Source organism: Nocardioides sp. F233, from assembly GCF_057813895.1.
This window is the reverse complement of sequence record NZ_JBVASH010000005.1, coordinates 1-14,301: the sequence shown is the minus strand read 5'-3', so window position 1 is coordinate 14,301 and position 14,301 is coordinate 1. Positions and strand designations below refer to the sequence as shown.

General features: G+C 72.1%; 10 protein-coding genes. 1 reads left to right on the top strand and 9 read right to left on the bottom strand.

Annotation, left to right across the window (positions count from 1 at the left end):
* Positions 1 to 18: 18 nt before the first annotated feature.
* From topA to ACZYRU_RS19035, 5 genes are all read right to left on the bottom strand, one after another.
* Positions 19 to 2,727, bottom strand: a complete 2,709-nt coding sequence (gene topA, locus ACZYRU_RS19055) for a type I DNA topoisomerase (RefSeq protein WP_488958673.1) — start codon at positions 2,725 to 2,727, stop codon at positions 19 to 21.
* Between the two features lie 212 nt (positions 2,728 to 2,939).
* Positions 2,940 to 3,971 carry a DUF2510 domain-containing protein gene (locus ACZYRU_RS19050; protein WP_488958672.1) on the bottom strand — a complete coding sequence of 344 codons (1,032 nt, stop codon included), beginning with the start codon at positions 3,969 to 3,971 and terminating at the stop codon, positions 2,940 to 2,942.
* Positions 3,972 to 3,981: 10 nt separating this feature from the next.
* Entirely contained in the window at positions 3,982 to 5,478 is a 1,497-nt protein-coding gene (locus ACZYRU_RS19045; RefSeq protein WP_488958671.1) for a DUF7059 domain-containing protein, read from the bottom strand.
* 34 nt (positions 5,479 to 5,512) lie between these two features.
* The gene (locus ACZYRU_RS19040; RefSeq protein ID WP_488958670.1) at positions 5,513 to 7,024 is read right to left on the bottom strand and encodes a tetratricopeptide repeat protein; all 1,512 of its coding nucleotides are present in this window, start codon (positions 7,022 to 7,024) and stop codon (positions 5,513 to 5,515) included.
* A 40-nt stretch (positions 7,025 to 7,064) separates the two neighbouring features.
* Positions 7,065 to 7,499 carry a DUF6069 family protein gene (locus ACZYRU_RS19035; protein ID WP_488958669.1) on the bottom strand — a complete coding sequence of 145 codons (435 nt, stop codon included), beginning with the start codon at positions 7,497 to 7,499 and terminating at the stop codon, positions 7,065 to 7,067.
* A gap of 196 nt (positions 7,500 to 7,695) precedes the next feature.
* Between ACZYRU_RS19035 and ACZYRU_RS19030 the strand changes: the two genes are divergently transcribed.
* The gene (locus tag ACZYRU_RS19030) at positions 7,696 to 8,061 is read left to right on the top strand and encodes a YciI family protein (RefSeq protein ID WP_488958668.1); all 366 of its coding nucleotides are present in this window, start codon (positions 7,696 to 7,698) and stop codon (positions 8,059 to 8,061) included.
* An 8-nt stretch (positions 8,062 to 8,069) separates the two neighbouring features.
* Here ACZYRU_RS19030 and ACZYRU_RS19025 read toward each other — a convergent pair whose 3' ends face one another.
* The 4 genes from ACZYRU_RS19025 to ACZYRU_RS19010 all read right to left on the bottom strand — a co-directional run bounded on the left by ACZYRU_RS19025 (position 8,070) and on the right by ACZYRU_RS19010 (position 14,039).
* On the bottom strand, positions 8,070 to 9,434 hold the full coding sequence (locus tag ACZYRU_RS19025; protein WP_488958667.1) for an Ig-like domain-containing protein: 1,365 nt from the start codon (positions 9,432 to 9,434) through the stop codon (positions 8,070 to 8,072).
* A gap of 76 nt (positions 9,435 to 9,510) precedes the next feature.
* On the bottom strand, positions 9,511 to 10,890 hold the full coding sequence (locus tag ACZYRU_RS19020; protein WP_488958666.1) for a Vgb family protein: 1,380 nt from the start codon (positions 10,888 to 10,890) through the stop codon (positions 9,511 to 9,513).
* A 63-nt stretch (positions 10,891 to 10,953) separates the two neighbouring features.
* Positions 10,954 to 11,724, bottom strand: a complete 771-nt coding sequence (locus ACZYRU_RS19015; protein WP_488958665.1) for a M14 family zinc carboxypeptidase — start codon at positions 11,722 to 11,724, stop codon at positions 10,954 to 10,956.
* A gap of 2 nt (positions 11,725 to 11,726) precedes the next feature.
* On the bottom strand, positions 11,727 to 14,039 hold the full coding sequence (locus ACZYRU_RS19010) for a sodium-translocating pyrophosphatase (protein WP_488958664.1): 2,313 nt from the start codon (positions 14,037 to 14,039) through the stop codon (positions 11,727 to 11,729).
* Positions 14,040 to 14,301 lie beyond the last annotated feature (262 nt).

The window sequence follows — 14,301 nt, the reverse complement described above, 5'->3', positions numbered from 1 at the left end:
GGCCCGACACGGTCCCGGTCAGGACTTCTTCGCCGCCTTCTTGGCCGTCGCCTTCTTGGCCGTCGCCTTCTTGGCGGCCGTCTTCTTGGCCGGCGTCTTCTTCGCCGCGGTCTTCTTCGCGCCCCGCTTGGCGGCCTTCTTGGCCGGGCCCTTCGCCCGGCGCTCGGCCAGCAGCTCAGCGGCCCGCTCGAGGGTGATCGCCTCGACCGAGTCGTCCTTGCGCAGGGTGGCGTTGTACTCGCCGTCGGTGACGTACTCGCCGAACCGGCCGGCCTTCACGACGATCGGCTGCTTGGAGACCGGGTCGTTGCCGAGCTCCTTGAGCGGCGGGGCCGCCGCGGCGCGGCCGCGCTGCTTGGGCTGGCTGTAGATCGTGAGCGCCTCGGCCAGGGTGATCCCGAAGATCTGGTCCTCGCTGGTGAGCGAGCGGGAGTCGGTGCCCTTCTTGAGGTACGGGCCGTAGCGGCCGTTCTGGGCGGTGATCTCCTCGCCGTCCTCGCCGGCGCCGACGACGCGCGGCAGCGCGAGCAGCTTCACCGCGTCGTCGAGGGTGACGGTGTCGAGCGACATCGACTTGAACAGCGAGCCGGTGCGCGGCTTGGCGCTCTTGGGAGCATCCTCCGGCAGCACCTCGGTGACGTACGGGCCGAAGCGGCCGTTCTTCGCCACGACCTGCAGGCCCGTCTCCGGGTCCACACCGAGGTCGATCTCCTCGCCCGCCGGGTTGGCGAGCAGCTCCTTGGCCTTCTCGAGCGTCAGCTCGTCGGGCGGCAGGTCGTCGGGGACGTTCGCCCGCTTGCCCGCCGGGGCACCGTCGTCGCCCGGACCCTCGAGGTAGGGGCCGTACTTGCCGACCCGCAGGTCGATCCCCTCCTCCGGATCGCCCACCGGGAAGGTCGCCAGGGCCTTGGCGTCGATGTCGCCGAGGTCGTCGACGAGCCGCTTGAGGCCGGCGAGCTGTTCCGAGCCGTAGTAGAACTCGGTCAGCTCGGCGACCCGGCTCTTGTCGCCGCGGGCGATGTCGTCGAGGACGTCCTCCATGCCGGCGGTGAAGTCGTAGTCGATGAGCCGGGTGAAGTGCTCGGTCAGCAGCCGGACCACGGAGAACGCGATCCAGGCCGGCACCAGCGCGGTGCCCTTCTTGTAGACGTAGCCGCGGTTGAGGATCGTGCCGATGATCGAGGCGTACGTCGAGGGCCGGCCGATCTGCCGGTCCTCGAGCTCCTTGATCAGCGTGGCCTCGGTGTAGCGGGCCGGCGGCTTCGTCTCGTGCCCGTTGGCCGACAGCGAGGCGGCGGAGACCGCGTCCCCCTCGGCCAGGTTGGGCAGGCGGGTCTCCTGGTCGTCCTTCGCGGCGTTGTCGTCGGTGCCCTCGACGTACGCCTTGAGGAAGCCGTGGAAGGTGATCACGCGACCGGACGCGGAGAAGACGACGTCCTCACCGCTCGACGCGGCGCCGCCGAGGCGGATCGTCACCGACTGGCCGACGGCGTCCTTCATCTGCGAGGCGACGGTGCGCATCCAGATCAGCTCGTAGAGCCGGAACTGGTCGCCGGTCAGCCCGGTCTGCGCCGGGGTGCGGAACGAGTCGCCCGCGGGACGGATCGCCTCGTGCGCCTCCTGGGCGTTCTTGACCTTGCTGGTGTAGGTGCGCGGGGCGTCGGGAACGTACTCGGCGCCGTACAGCTCCTGCACCTGCGCGCGGGCCGCACCGATCGCGCTGCCCGACAGCGTGGTGCTGTCGGTACGCATGTAGGTGATGTAGCCGTTCTCGTAGAGGCGCTGCGCCACGCTCATCGTGACCGACGCGCTCATGCCGAGCTTGCGGCTGGCCTCCTGCTGGAGCGTGGTGGTGCGGAACGGCGGGTACGGCGAGCGGCGGTACGGCTTGGCCTCGACCGAGCGGACGTCGTACGCCGTGTCGGCGAGTGCCGTGACCAGGGCCTCGGCGCGGCGCTGGTCGAGGTGGACGACGTCGGCCTTCGCCTTGAGCTGGCCGTCCTGGCCGAAGTTGGTGCCGGACGCGACGCGGGTGCCGTCGATGGTGTGCAGCTTGGCGGGGAACATCCGCTGGTCGTGCTTGCTGCCGGCGTCGAAGGTGCCCTCGAGGTCCCAGTAGGAGGCGACCTTGAAGGCCATCCGCTCCTTCTCGCGGTCGACCACGAGCCGGGTCGCGACCGACTGCACGCGGCCCGCGGACAGGCCGGACATGACCTTGCGCCACAGCACCGGCGAGACCTCGTAGCCGTAGAGGCGGTCGAGCAGCCGGCGGGTCTCCTGGGCCTCGACGAGGTCCATGTCGAGCTCGCGCGGGTTGGCGGCGGCCTCCTGGATGGCGGCCTTGGTGATCTCGTGGAAGACCATCCGCTTGACCGGGATGTTCTTCGGCTTCAGCTCGTCGAGGAGGTGCCAGGCGATCGCCTCTCCCTCGCGGTCCTCATCGGTGGCGAGGAAGAGCTCGTCGGCGTCCTTGAGCAGGCTCTTGAGCTTGGAGATGTGGGACTTCTTGTCGCGGGGCACGACGTAGTAGGGCTCGAAGCCGTTGTCGACGTCGATCGCGAGCCGCCCCCAGGGCTTGTCCTTGATCTTCGCCGGGGTGTCGGCCGCGTTGTTGGGGAGGTCACGGATGTGGCCGATGGAGGACTCGACGACATAGCCGTCGCCGAGGTACCCGCCGATGGTGCGGGCCTTGGCCGGCGACTCGACGATCACCAACTTGTGGGACACAGGGACCTTCTCTACTACTCGTGCGCTGCCTGATTCGGCGGTTCACGGTAGCGCGTGCTGTCGAGCACCGTCGCGAGCGGCGTCCAGAGTGGTCGTCCGCCGTCGAGTTCGTCGAGTAGCCGCGAGCGCCAGCGAGCGGCGTATCGAGACGTGGTGAGGCGTCTCGATACGTCCTCGCCCAGGGGCTCGGACTACTCGACGAACTCGGTGGGTCAGCCGACCTTGATCTGGTCGATGACCGCCTCGTTGGTGCTGATCAGGTCGTCGTGGCCGAGCGCGGCCATGCCGATGTAGATGCCGTACGACGCCGGGTCGCCGGTGTCGACGACGATCACGTCGGTCAGGTCACCCTCCACGCTCACCTCGGCGTCGGTGACCCGGACCTCGGCGGAGATCCGGTACGCCGGCTTGCCGTCGACCGTCGTCTCCTCGTTGACCTTGTCGGTGCGACCGGTGAAGCCGCGGTAGACGTTGTCGCTGCCGGTCAGGCACTGCATGACCACCTCGGCGGCACTCGCCAGGTCGTCGAAGCCGTTGGCGCGCGGCAGGGCGCCGACGCCGGTCAGGCTGATCCACTTGTCCTCGACCTCGGTGTACTGCAGGACGAACGCGTTCGCGAACGCGAACGAGACCTGGTCGCCGGTCGCGAGCTCGTACGCCGAGTTGCGCGGGATCGAGAGCCCGCCGCCGGTGAGGTCCGCGGCGGCCGGGTCGGGGTCGGTCGCCGGTGCCGGGGTCCCGCCGGTGCACTGGATCCCGGTGGGCTTGACCGTGCTGGAGGGCTGGTCGGTCGGACCGGACTCGTCGGACTTCTGGTCCTGCGAGCTGTCGTCGGCCTTGCGGTCGCCGTTGTCGTCGTCACCGGTGATCGCGCGGATCCCGAAGAAGCCACCGACGCCGAGCAGCACGAGCGCCACCACCGCGGCGATCACGATGACGACCGTCTTGCTGCCGCCACCGCTGCCGCCCGGTGTGGGGGTGGGGCTCCACTGCTGGGGGTAGCCGCCGCCGTACGCCGGAGGGGCGGGAGGCGTCGGCGCGCCCGGCTGGACGGGCGGGGGCGGCGGGGTCGGTACGGCGCCGTACTGCGTGGGCGCGGCCGGCGGCGGCGTCGCGGGCGTGTCGGCCGGACGGGCACCGCCGGAGGGCTGGGTGGTGGTCATCTGGCTCCACGCCTGACCGTCCCAGTAGCGGTAGGTGTCGGGCGCGCCCGCGGGGTCGGGGTACCAGCCTGCGTTCGTCACGGGGACCAGCCTACGAGTCGGCCGGTGCCAGGAAGCCCTCGGCAACCAGCTCGGCCAGCTCGGGCAGGTAGACCTCGCGCAGGCTGGCGGGATCGCGCTCCAGCAGGTGGCCGACGGCGTCGACCAGCGGTCCGAGCGGCAGCTCGCCGTCGCAGGCACCGGCGACCGCGGCGGTGACGGTGTCGACCTTGCGGGCCCGCCGGAAGCCGCGTTGCTGGCGCAGCACGATCGCCGCCGGGTCCTCGGCGCCGACCGCGCCGCTGGTCTCCTGGATGACGTCCTCGCGGATCACCAGCCGGGTGTCGGCGTCCAGCGCTCCCGCGGCCTGCGCCGACTCCGCCCAAGCGGCGATGGCGGGCGCGATCGGCTGCTCGACGTCGTAGGGCCACTCGAGGAGGTCGCGGTGCAGCGTCGCGGTGGCGGCGCCCTCGCGGCGGCGCAGGTTGATCCACCCGAAGCCGATCCCGCCGACGCCCTGCTCCTCGAGCCAAGACAGCCAGGTGTCGTAGCGGTGCGCGTACGACGCGGGGTCGCCTCCGGTGGCCGGGTGGTGGCCGGCGTCCTTGAGCCAGAGCTCGACGTACGACGCCGGGTCGAGCACCTCGCGCTGCACGACCAGCGCGTCGCACTCGTCGGGCAGCCAGGTCCCGAGCCGCTCGTCCCACGGCCGGTCGCGGTCGATCACCCAGTTCGCGAGGACCTGGCACCAGCCGCCGTCGGTGAGGTGGTCGGGCGCCGTACGGACGATGTGCTCGACGACCTGGTCGCCGGGCAGCCCGGAGTCGCGGTAGACGAGCCGCTCGCCGGTGGCCGGCGAGATCACGAACGGCGGGTTGGTCGCGATCAGGTCGAACCGCTCGCCGGCCACCGGCGCGAAGAACGACCCGTCGCGCACGTCGACCTTGTCGTCGACGTCGTTGAGGGCCGCGTTGAAGCGGGCGATCGCGAGCGCCCGCTGGTTGACGTCGGTGGCGACGACCCGGTCGCTGTGGGTGGCCAGGTGCAGCGCCTGCACGCCGCAGCCGGTGCCGAGGTCGAGGGCGCTGCCGACGTCGTGACGCAGGGTCAGCTGGGCCAGGCTCGACGAGGCCGGGCTGATCCCGAGCACGTAGTCGCCGGTCACCTTCGTCGCGACGCCGTCGAGGCCGGGCGTCAGGTCGCTGACGACCCACAGGTCGCCCTCCTCGGAGGCGTACGGCCGCACGTCGAGCCGCGCCGCGACCTCCCCCACGCTCTGCGCCAGCGCGCCCGCGTTGGCGAGCTTGTCGACCAGCCCGGGCAGCGCCCGCTCCGCGTCCTCGACCGGCACCGCGGTCTGGAGCAGGAACAGCCGCACCAGCGTCGCGAGCGGGCTCCCGTCCGTCGTACGCCGGCGGCCGGGCGTGGTCTCGTTGCGCGACAGCGCCTGGTGGCCCTCCGGGCCGATCAGCTCGCTGACCGCGTCGTAGGTGAAGTCGGCGGTGAGCAGGGCGTCGCGCAGCGGGGCGGCGAGGGAGATCGGCAGCACGGGACAACGCTAGTCCGCCGGTGCTCGACCCTGCCTACACGGCTCCGGCCAGCCCGACGAGCCAGACGAGCGCGGTGACGGCGAGGGCCGCGACGGACCCGATCCGCACCAGCGGCGTCAGAGCGCGGAGGAAGCCGCGCAGCGTGCCGTCGTCGGGCCGGGCCCGGTACATCAGCACGGCGCCGACCGTCGGCATCGTCATCAGTGCGATCGCGAGCGGCTTGGCAGGCGGGTCGTCCAGCAGTGCGAGGAGAAGCGTGCTGAGCAGGCACAGCACGAGCCAGATCGCCAGCCGCACCGACGGGCCCGGGTGGTAGTAGTCGCCGGCCGCGTCGATGCGCGCCAGCGCGTCGAGCCGGTCGTCCCAGCGCTCTGCCCTCGCCATCCGGCGCACCGTCCGGTCGCGGGGCTCGATCGCCCGGGCCCGGCGGAGCGCCTCGGCCGCCTCGGCCGGGCGGTCGAGGCGGCGGCAGGCCTCCCTCACCAGGACGAGCGGCGCCACCGCGGCCGGGTCGAGCTGGACCCAGGTCCGGGCCGGAGCGATCAGCGCCGCCCAGTCACCCTCGGCGTCCGGATCCGGCCACGCGCGGTCGCACCGCGCCACCACCGCTGCGGTCCAGCGCGGCGGCGGGAGCCAACCGTCCGGAGCAGCCGTACGACGGGCCTGTCGTGCCCCGGCCTCGGCGATCTCGAGCGCGCCGGTCAGGTCGCCGGCCCGCGCGAGGAGCAGGCTCAGGTCGGCGTACCCGTCGCGGACGTGCGGGGCGAGGGCGATCAGCTCCCGCAGCGCGGTCTCGTGGTCGTCGTCGGTCCCGGCCTGCTGGGCGCGGGACCAGCAGGCGTCGACCTGCTCCGGGTCGGGCGCCGGACCGGGCTGCGGCGGCGCGACGACGAGCCCGGTCTGCGTCTCGACGACGAGCTGCTGGGCGGCCGGGTCCTGCGGCGTGAGGTCGAGCAGGTGCCGGGCCGCGTTCGACGCACGGTCGTCCCGGCCGAGCGCCAAGTTGACGAGGGCCAGCATCCGCCAGGCACGCGGGTTCTCCGGGGCGAGCTGGGTCCACCAGCGGGCGTCCAGCGCCACCCGATCGAGGTCGTCGCCCGCGCAGCCGGCGACGATCCGCCGCTGCAGGACCTCCGCAGACACCGGGGCCGGGGCCGCCAGCGGCGACGGAAGGTCGGGACATCCGAGCGGTTCCACTGCGGAGCCACGGGCACGACGTACGCCGAGCTCCGGCGTCAGCGCGTGGGCCCGCTCGAGCGCGTCCAGCGCGTCGTTCAGGCGGCCGGCCTCGCGCAGCGCGGCGAAGGCCACGAGGTGGGCGAACCCGAGCCCGGGGGCCAGGCGGCGCAGCTCCGTGACCGCGGGCAGCTGCTCCGCCAGGTCGGCGGCGGCCATCGTGCTCAGGAACCAGCCGTCGACGTCGTCGGGGTGCTCCGCGGTCCACGCCGCCAGGAACTCCCGCGCCTGGTCCGCGGCGCCGACGAGCACGAGGCCGGCGGCCTCCTGCAGCGTGCGCGGGCCGGTCTCGGCCTCGGGTCCCTCCACGCGCGCCACGGTAGTTGCCGTGGCGCGCGTCCGCCGGCGATCACCGACGCTGCGCCAGCCGACCAGCGAGGACCGGGACGACGATGGACGCGGCCACGACGTGCAGCGTCATCAGGCTGATGGCCGAGGCGACGTCGAAGCCGAAGGTGGCGTCGGGCACCAGCGAGAGCACGGTGAGCGCGACGGTCACCCGCACGAAGGTCGCCCGCGGGCGACGCGCCTTGCGGGCGAGGACGGCGGCCAGGCCGACGCCGATCAGCGAGAACACGAACGTCAGCTGGGTGAACCCGAGGACCGGGATCGAGACGCCGGTCTGGTCGGCGAAGGAGATGCCGGCGGCGGAGGCGACCGCGGCGAGGGTGCTGGTCACGACGGAGGCGGCGCCCGCGGCGGCGACGCCATGCTTCCAGACGGTACGGCGGACCGGGGCGACGACGGTGGTGACGGGGGCCGGGGTGGCGGTGGTGGTGGACATCTCTGCTCCTGGGTGTGAGCGGCGGGCCCGGTGGCCTGCCTGTGCTGGTACCACGAACGCCGCCGCCGCGGATCGACACCGGCCCCGAGAAATGTCGGAAGGAATTTCCGGGGTGGCGGCTGTCGGATCCGTGTGGTGGCGTTCGTGGTGAGGACAGGAGGCGGTCACCGGGACCGCCCGAACGAGGAGCGACGACATGACGACGTACCTGATGTCCGTGCACGGACCCACCGAGACGACCGACGAGTTCTACGGCTACGGGTCGAAGGAGGAGATGGAGCAGTCCTTCGCCGAGACCGGCGCCTTCAACGAGCAGCTCAAGGCCGACGGCTACTGGGTCTTCGCCGGCGGACTGGCCCCCGCGACGACCGCCACCGTGGTCGACGGCCAGGGTGAGGCGCCGGTGATGACCGACGGCCCGTACCTGGAGACCAAGGAGGCGATCGCCGGTTTCTGGGTGATCCAGGTGCCCGACCTCGACGTCGCGCTGCGGCTGGCCGCCGAGGCGTCGCGGGTGTGCCGGGGCACGGTCGAGGTCCGTCCGTTCGACGGCCTCGCCTGAGTCGCGCGCTACCGCACGGTCACCTTCGCCTTGCCGGCGGCGGGACCGGCCGCCGCGTCGCCGCCGTAGCTCACGACCAGCTTGTGCTTGCCGGCCTTGAGCTTCTTGAGACGTACGACGGCCGTCCCGCCGGCGAGCACCCCGGTCCCGACGACCTTGCCCTTCTCGGTCACGGTCACGGTGCCGGTCGCGCCGCGGGCCGAGGTGACGGTGACCCTGAGCCTGCCGCGCTTGCCTGCACGCAACGTGCCCTTGGCCTTCGCCTTCACCGTCGCGGCGGCCTTGATCGCGGTGATCGTGCCGCCGAGGGAGGTGCCGCCCGACAGCCCGCCCGGCGCGCCGCCGCCCGTGCTGCCCAGTCCGCCGGGGTCGCTGGTGGCACCGCTCCCGGAGGCCCCGACGGTGAACGACTGCCAGGACCCGTAGACGATGGCGCCGCTGGTGGGCTTGAAATATCCACGCCAGTAGTACGTCGCCCCGGGCGTGAGCGGCGGGAAGGCGGACTCGTCCCAGGTCGTCCACAGCGACGCGCCCGTGGTGTCGGTGCAGTAGGAACCGCAGGGCAGCTCGAGCTGCCAGCCGGTCGACTGGTTCGGGCTCAGCTGCACCCCGAGGTTGCCGCCGACGTGGTTGGTGATCGCGTTGAACGTCGAGTAGAAGCCGTACCGCGCCTGGCTGCCGTCGGGAGCGGTCGCCGCGTTGATGGTCGACGGGGTGTCGTAGAGGACCTGCGGCCCCGAGGGCGGCTGGCCGCCGCCGTTGAAGACGTAGATCGACGTGAGCAGGTTGAGGGTCGGGCTGTTGTTCCCGTCCGCGGTCCTGACCGCGATCAGCATGTCAGCGCCCGAGATCGCGTGCGACGCCTTCACCGGGAACTGGAACTCCCAGTGGTGGCCCTGCGCCACGCCCCACAGCCCCGAGTCCTGGTTGTTGGAGTAGGTCCCGGCCGACATGTGGTCCCAGCCGGGGCAGTTGCCCTGCGGCGCGGCGCCGCCGCTGCCGTCGTACCCGCACCGGATCTGCTGGCTGGTGTCGAACGTGACGCCGTCCGGCAGGTAGATCGTCGGGGAGAAGTAGGTGCCGCCCGAGCACGGCATGCCCATGCCGTAGAACGCGTAGTGGATCCAGAACGTCTGCCCTGCCGCCGGGACTCCGCTGTCGGGGTCGGCCCAGTAGCCGGCGTACGCGCCCGCGCCCTTCTCGAGGTAGGGCGTGCCCTGGATGAGCGAGGGACAGTTCGTGATCGTCGAGTACCGGATCCCGCCGTCGTACCACTTGCCCGGGTCGTCGGCCGAGGCCGGCGCGGGCCGGAGCAGGCCGGTCCCGAGGAGGAGCGCGACGAGGACGGCGAGGTAGCGCAGTGTTCTGGTCACCGTGCCATTGCGCCAGTCGGGCAGGTGCGCCGCGTCAGGGTCCGACCCCAATGTTGGGGCCGGACCGACGTCGGGGTCAGCGGGTGAGCGTGGCCTTCTTCGTGCTCTGCGCGCCGGTGGCGGCGTTCAGCACGACCGTGACCTTGACCTTCGCACTGCGCTGCAGGAGCTTGCGGCCGGCCTTGGTCAGCGTGATCCTGACCTTGCCGCTGCTGCTGACGGGTACGGCGTACGCGCCAGTTGCGGCCTTCGCCCTGCCGGCCTTCACCACGACGGTGCCCGAGCAGGCGACCAGACCGCTGCCGCAGCTGATCGTCAGCGTGGCCTTCTTGCGCTTCTTGTCCGCCTTGACCTTCTTCTTCGCGGTGGCGGGCGGCTGGGCGTGCGGGGTGAGCTGCGAGCCGGTGCCGACGTTGACGTTGGTGACCCACAGGCTCTCGCGCGGGACCCGGACGATCGAGTTGTCGGCCTCGTCGGTGAACCAGATCGCGCCGTCGGCGCCGTAGGTCAGGGCGGTGGGCTCGTAGCTGCCGACCTGGACCACCGCGCCGACGCCCGCGGCGTTGACGTGGCCGATGCCCTTCGCCGCGCCCACGCTGGTGAACCAGACGTTGCCGTCCGCTCCGGTCACGAGGCTGCGGGGCGCCGTACGGTCGCCGGTGCGCAGGGTGTGGACCTGGCCGCTGTCGTCGACCCAGCCGATGTTGCCCCGCGCGGGCGAGGTGAACATGGACCCGCCGTCGTCACGACCGAACCAGATCTTGCCGTGGGGACCGGCGGCGATGGAGTGGGGATAGGTCGCGGTCGCCGGTAGCGGATGGGTCACGCCGCTCGTCCCGGCCTCGTTGAGCTGGACCAGCCGATCGAGGTCCGCGCACCACATCAGGCCGTCGCGGCCGCGACCGAGCGCCTCGGCGCACTCCGGCACGGCATCCGAGGTCCAGCCGCCGCCGGCGATCCGCACCACGCCCGGGTTGGCGGTCGATCCGGCTCCCCAGGTCGCGGTCGGTCCCACTCGGACCTCCCGGACGAACCGGGAGGGAGTCTCGTAGGAGACACCCGTGCCGAGGTTGCTCGGGTGGAGGCGCGCGACGCCGCCCGCGAACGCCAGCCAGAGATTGCCGGTCCCGTCCACGTCGAGGTCGTTGAGGGCACCGAAGCCGGGGTCGACCCCGACCTCGGTGAACGCCCCGGACGGAGTGATCCGGCCGAGCTTGTTGGTCTTCTTCTCCACGAACCACATGTCACCGTTGGGTGCCGTGACGATCCGTCCGAGCCCGGCCGCGGGGGTCGGCACCGGGAAGACCTGGAAGCTGCCGGCCTTCGCCGGGCGGTGGTGCGTGTCGTCGGCAGCGGCGCCCGGCGAGCCGAGGCCCGTGATCGCGAGCGCCGGGAGGACCAGCGCTCCGGCCGCCATGGCCATCGCCCGACGGAAACGGGCACGTCGCATCGTCATGGCGCCGACCTACCCGGCACCCCACCTCGGCAAACCCTCGCCACTTCCGGGTCGGCGGCGCCGTCAGAGGACGCGGGCGGCGCGCAGGATGCCGCGGCCGGCGACCCGGGTGCGGTAGCGGTGGCTGGTGCGGGCGCCGTACTCGATCGTGGTGGCGGCGCCGTGCTCGCCGAGGGTCGTGTCGTACCAGGCGGTGAGCGTCGGGGCGGCGGTCCCGGACGGGTTGCCGACGCCGAGGTGGCGACGCGGCAGGTGCAGGAACCGGGCCAGCCGCTTCTCCCACCTCCCGTGACCGCCGCGCCCGATCGCCCGCAGGGGCTGGTGGATCGAGGCGACCCGGTCCGGCTGGACCTGGGCCAGGAACGCCATCATCGCCCTGGTCTCGGGCTCGCTCGCGGGACGCGGACCGCCCCAGTACCGGCTGCCGCGACCGGCACCCGACCAGCCGCTCGTGGGCCAGTTGCGGTTGAGGTCGACGCCCCGGCCGTTGGTGCGGGTGCCGCGGGCGTTGCCGTCGGGGTTCAGGGTCGGCACCACCCAGACTCCGGTGCCGGGGCGGGGATGCGCGTGGTCCCGGATCCAGCGCGCGGTCGCGATGCCGTCCTTCTCGTCGCCGTGCATCTGGCCGAGCACGAGCAGGACGTACGGCGCGCCCTCTTCGCCGCGGTAGTAGGCGCGAAGGGGGCGGCCGCGGGTCGACGTACCGATGATGACGGAGGTCTCGACGTACGACGCCGCGGTCGTCCGGGGCGTCGTGGCCCGGGCCGGGACGACGACGGCCGCGCTGGCAGCGACCACGAGGGTCGCCGCCAGCGCGGCCAGGAGTCGTCGCATCCTCAGGCGGACTCGGCTGCAGCGGGCTGCGGGGCGTCGTCCCCGATGGTCGAGACGCGCTGCTTGGAGATGTAGACCGCGGCGAAGATGCCCGCCGCCGCCGCCAGGGCGATGAGGATCCGGACCACGTCGTTCTCGTTCTCGCCGTAGGAGAGGCTGACGACGGCGCCGACGATCAGCAACGACACCAGGTTCATCACCTTGAGCAGCGGGTTGATCGACGGTCCGGCGGTGTCCTTGAACGGGTCGCCCACGGTGTCGCCGGTGACCGTGGCCGCGTGCGCCTCCGAGCCCTTGCCTCCGTGGTGGCCGTCCTCGACCAGCTTCTTCGCGTTGTCCCAGGCGCCACCGGCGTTGGCGAGGAACACCGCCATCAGCGTGCCGGTGGCGATCGCCCCGACGAGGAAGCCGGCCAGCGGCCCTACGCCGAGCCCGAAGCCGACCGCCACCGGGGCGAGGATCGCCAGGATGCCCGGCGTGGCCAGCTCCCGCAGCGAGTCGCGGGTGACGATGTCGACGACCCGGCCGTACTCCGGACGGGCGGTGCCCTCCATGATCCCGGGGATGTCGCGGAACTGGCGGCGTACCTCCATCACGACCGCACCGGCAGCGCGGCCGACGGCGTTGATCGCCAGGCCCGAGAACAGGAACACGGCACAGGCGCCGAGCAGCGCACCCACGATCAGCTTGGCGTCGTAGACCAGGAAGTCCTGGTCCAGCGCGGCACCGACCTCGTCGTACGCGCTCTGCGTGTAGGACGCGAACAGGGCGCTCGCCGCGAGGACTGCGGTGGCGATCGCGATGCCCTTGGTGATCGCCTTCGTGGTGTTGCCGACCGCGTCGAGCTCGGTGAGGATCTGGGCCCCCTCCTCGCTCACGTCGCCGGACATCTCCGCGATGCCCTGGGCGTTGTCGGAGACCGGGCCGAAGGTGTCCATCGCGACGATCACGCCGACCGTGGTCAGCAGGCCGCAGCCGGCCAGCGCGACCGCGAACAGCGCGAGGCCGGTCGAGCCGCCCGCGAGCAGCGCGGCACCGAACACGGCAGCGCCGATCACCATCGCCGTGTAGACCGCGGACTCGAAGCCGACCGAGAGCCCGGACAGGATCACGGTGGCGTGGCCGGTCAGCGAGGTCCGGGCGACGTCCTTGACCGGCCGGTGCTCGGTCCCCGTGAAGTAGCCGGTGAGGGCGAGGATCGCCGCCGCCAGCACGATGCCGATCGCGACCGCACCGGCCGCGAACACCGGCGGCGACAGGTCGGCCGTCGCACCGGACCCGAGCTCGCTCCACTCGCTGGGGAGGTAGACGAACGCGGCGACCGCGCTCGCGACCGCACCGACCGCGGCCGACATGTAGAAGGCCCGGTTGATGGTCTTCAGCCCGCTCTCGCCGGCCCGCGGCTTGGTGAGGTAGACGCCGGCGATCGCCGACAGCGCACCGATCGCCGGGACGATCAGCGGGAACACCAGGCCCTTGTCACCGAACGCCTGCGAGCCGAGGATCAGCGCCGCGACCAGGGTGACGGCGTACGACTCGAACAGGTCGGCCGCCATGCCGGCGCAGTCACCGACGTTGTCGCCCACGTTGTCGGCGATCGTCGCCGCGTTGCGCGGGTCGTCCTCGGGGATGTTCTGCTCCACCTTGCCGACCAGGTCGGCGCCGACGTCGGCCGCCTTGGTGAAGATGCCGCCGCCGACGCGCATGAACATCGCGAGCAGCGCGGCACCGAACCCGAAGCCCTCCAGCACGTTGGGCGCCGTCTCCTGGAAGACGATGACCACCACGCTCGCGCCGAGAAGGCCCAGTCCGACCGTGAACATCCCGACGAAGGCGCCCGTGCGGAAGCCGATGTTCATCGCCGGGTCGCGCCCCTGCTCGTTGGCCGCCGCCGCGACCCGGAGGTTGGCGCGCACCGCCAGCGACATGCCGAGGTAGCCCACCGCCCCCGAGAACCCGGCTCCCACCAGGAAGAAGATCGACCGGGAGATCCGGACCGCCCATTCCGACTGCAGCCCGCTCGCGCCGTCGACCGTGTGGGCCGGGAGCGCGAGCAGGACGACGAACGCGATGGCCGCGAAGACCGTCAGCGTGCGGAACTGGCGGGTGAGGTAGGCGTTGGCCCCCTCCTGGACGGCCTGGGCGATCCGCTGCATGTTCGGGGTGCCCTCGCCGGCGCGGAGGACCTCCGATCTGAACAGCACGGCCATGCCCAGCGAGCCGAGGGCGATCGCTGCCACGATGGCCACGAGGGCGAGATCGCCGCCGGTGACTTCGACATCTGCTACCTGCGGGACGACGAACGGATGGGGCATACGACTGCCTCCTGCGGGGGTTTCAGTTCGGCCACGGGGGCCAGGTCTGAGATCGTGCCCGGAGTCTACGCAGAGTGTGGCGTAGAACACATGGAGGTTGTGACACGCGTCACAGTGTCTGATTGGCCGTCGCTACGCTGTGAGGGTTTTCGTGGCCGGCCTGAGGTTGGCTGGCAGGGTGGCCTTGGTTCTGCTGCTGTGGTCGTGACTCTTCGCTTCGGTGACCCGCTGCCGTTGTGGTGACGGTTCGGTGATGGTGTCT

Bases quoted from the DNA above. Each gene is read 5' to 3' on its own strand.
- ACZYRU_RS19035 (WP_488958669.1), bottom strand. From the start codon at position 7,499: ATGTCCACCACCACCGCCACCCCGGCCCCCGTCACCACCGTCGTCGCC.
- ACZYRU_RS19030 (WP_488958668.1), top strand. From the start codon at position 7,696: ATGACGACGTACCTGATGTCCGTGCACGGACCCACCGAGACGACCGAC.
- ACZYRU_RS19020 (WP_488958666.1), bottom strand. From the start codon at position 10,890: ATGACGATGCGACGTGCCCGTTTCCGTCGGGCGATGGCCATGGCGGCC.
- ACZYRU_RS19015 (WP_488958665.1), bottom strand. From the start codon at position 11,724: ATGCGACGACTCCTGGCCGCGCTGGCGGCGACCCTCGTGGTCGCTGCC.
- ACZYRU_RS19010 (WP_488958664.1), bottom strand. From the start codon at position 14,039: ATGCCCCATCCGTTCGTCGTCCCGCAGGTAGCAGATGTCGAAGTCACC.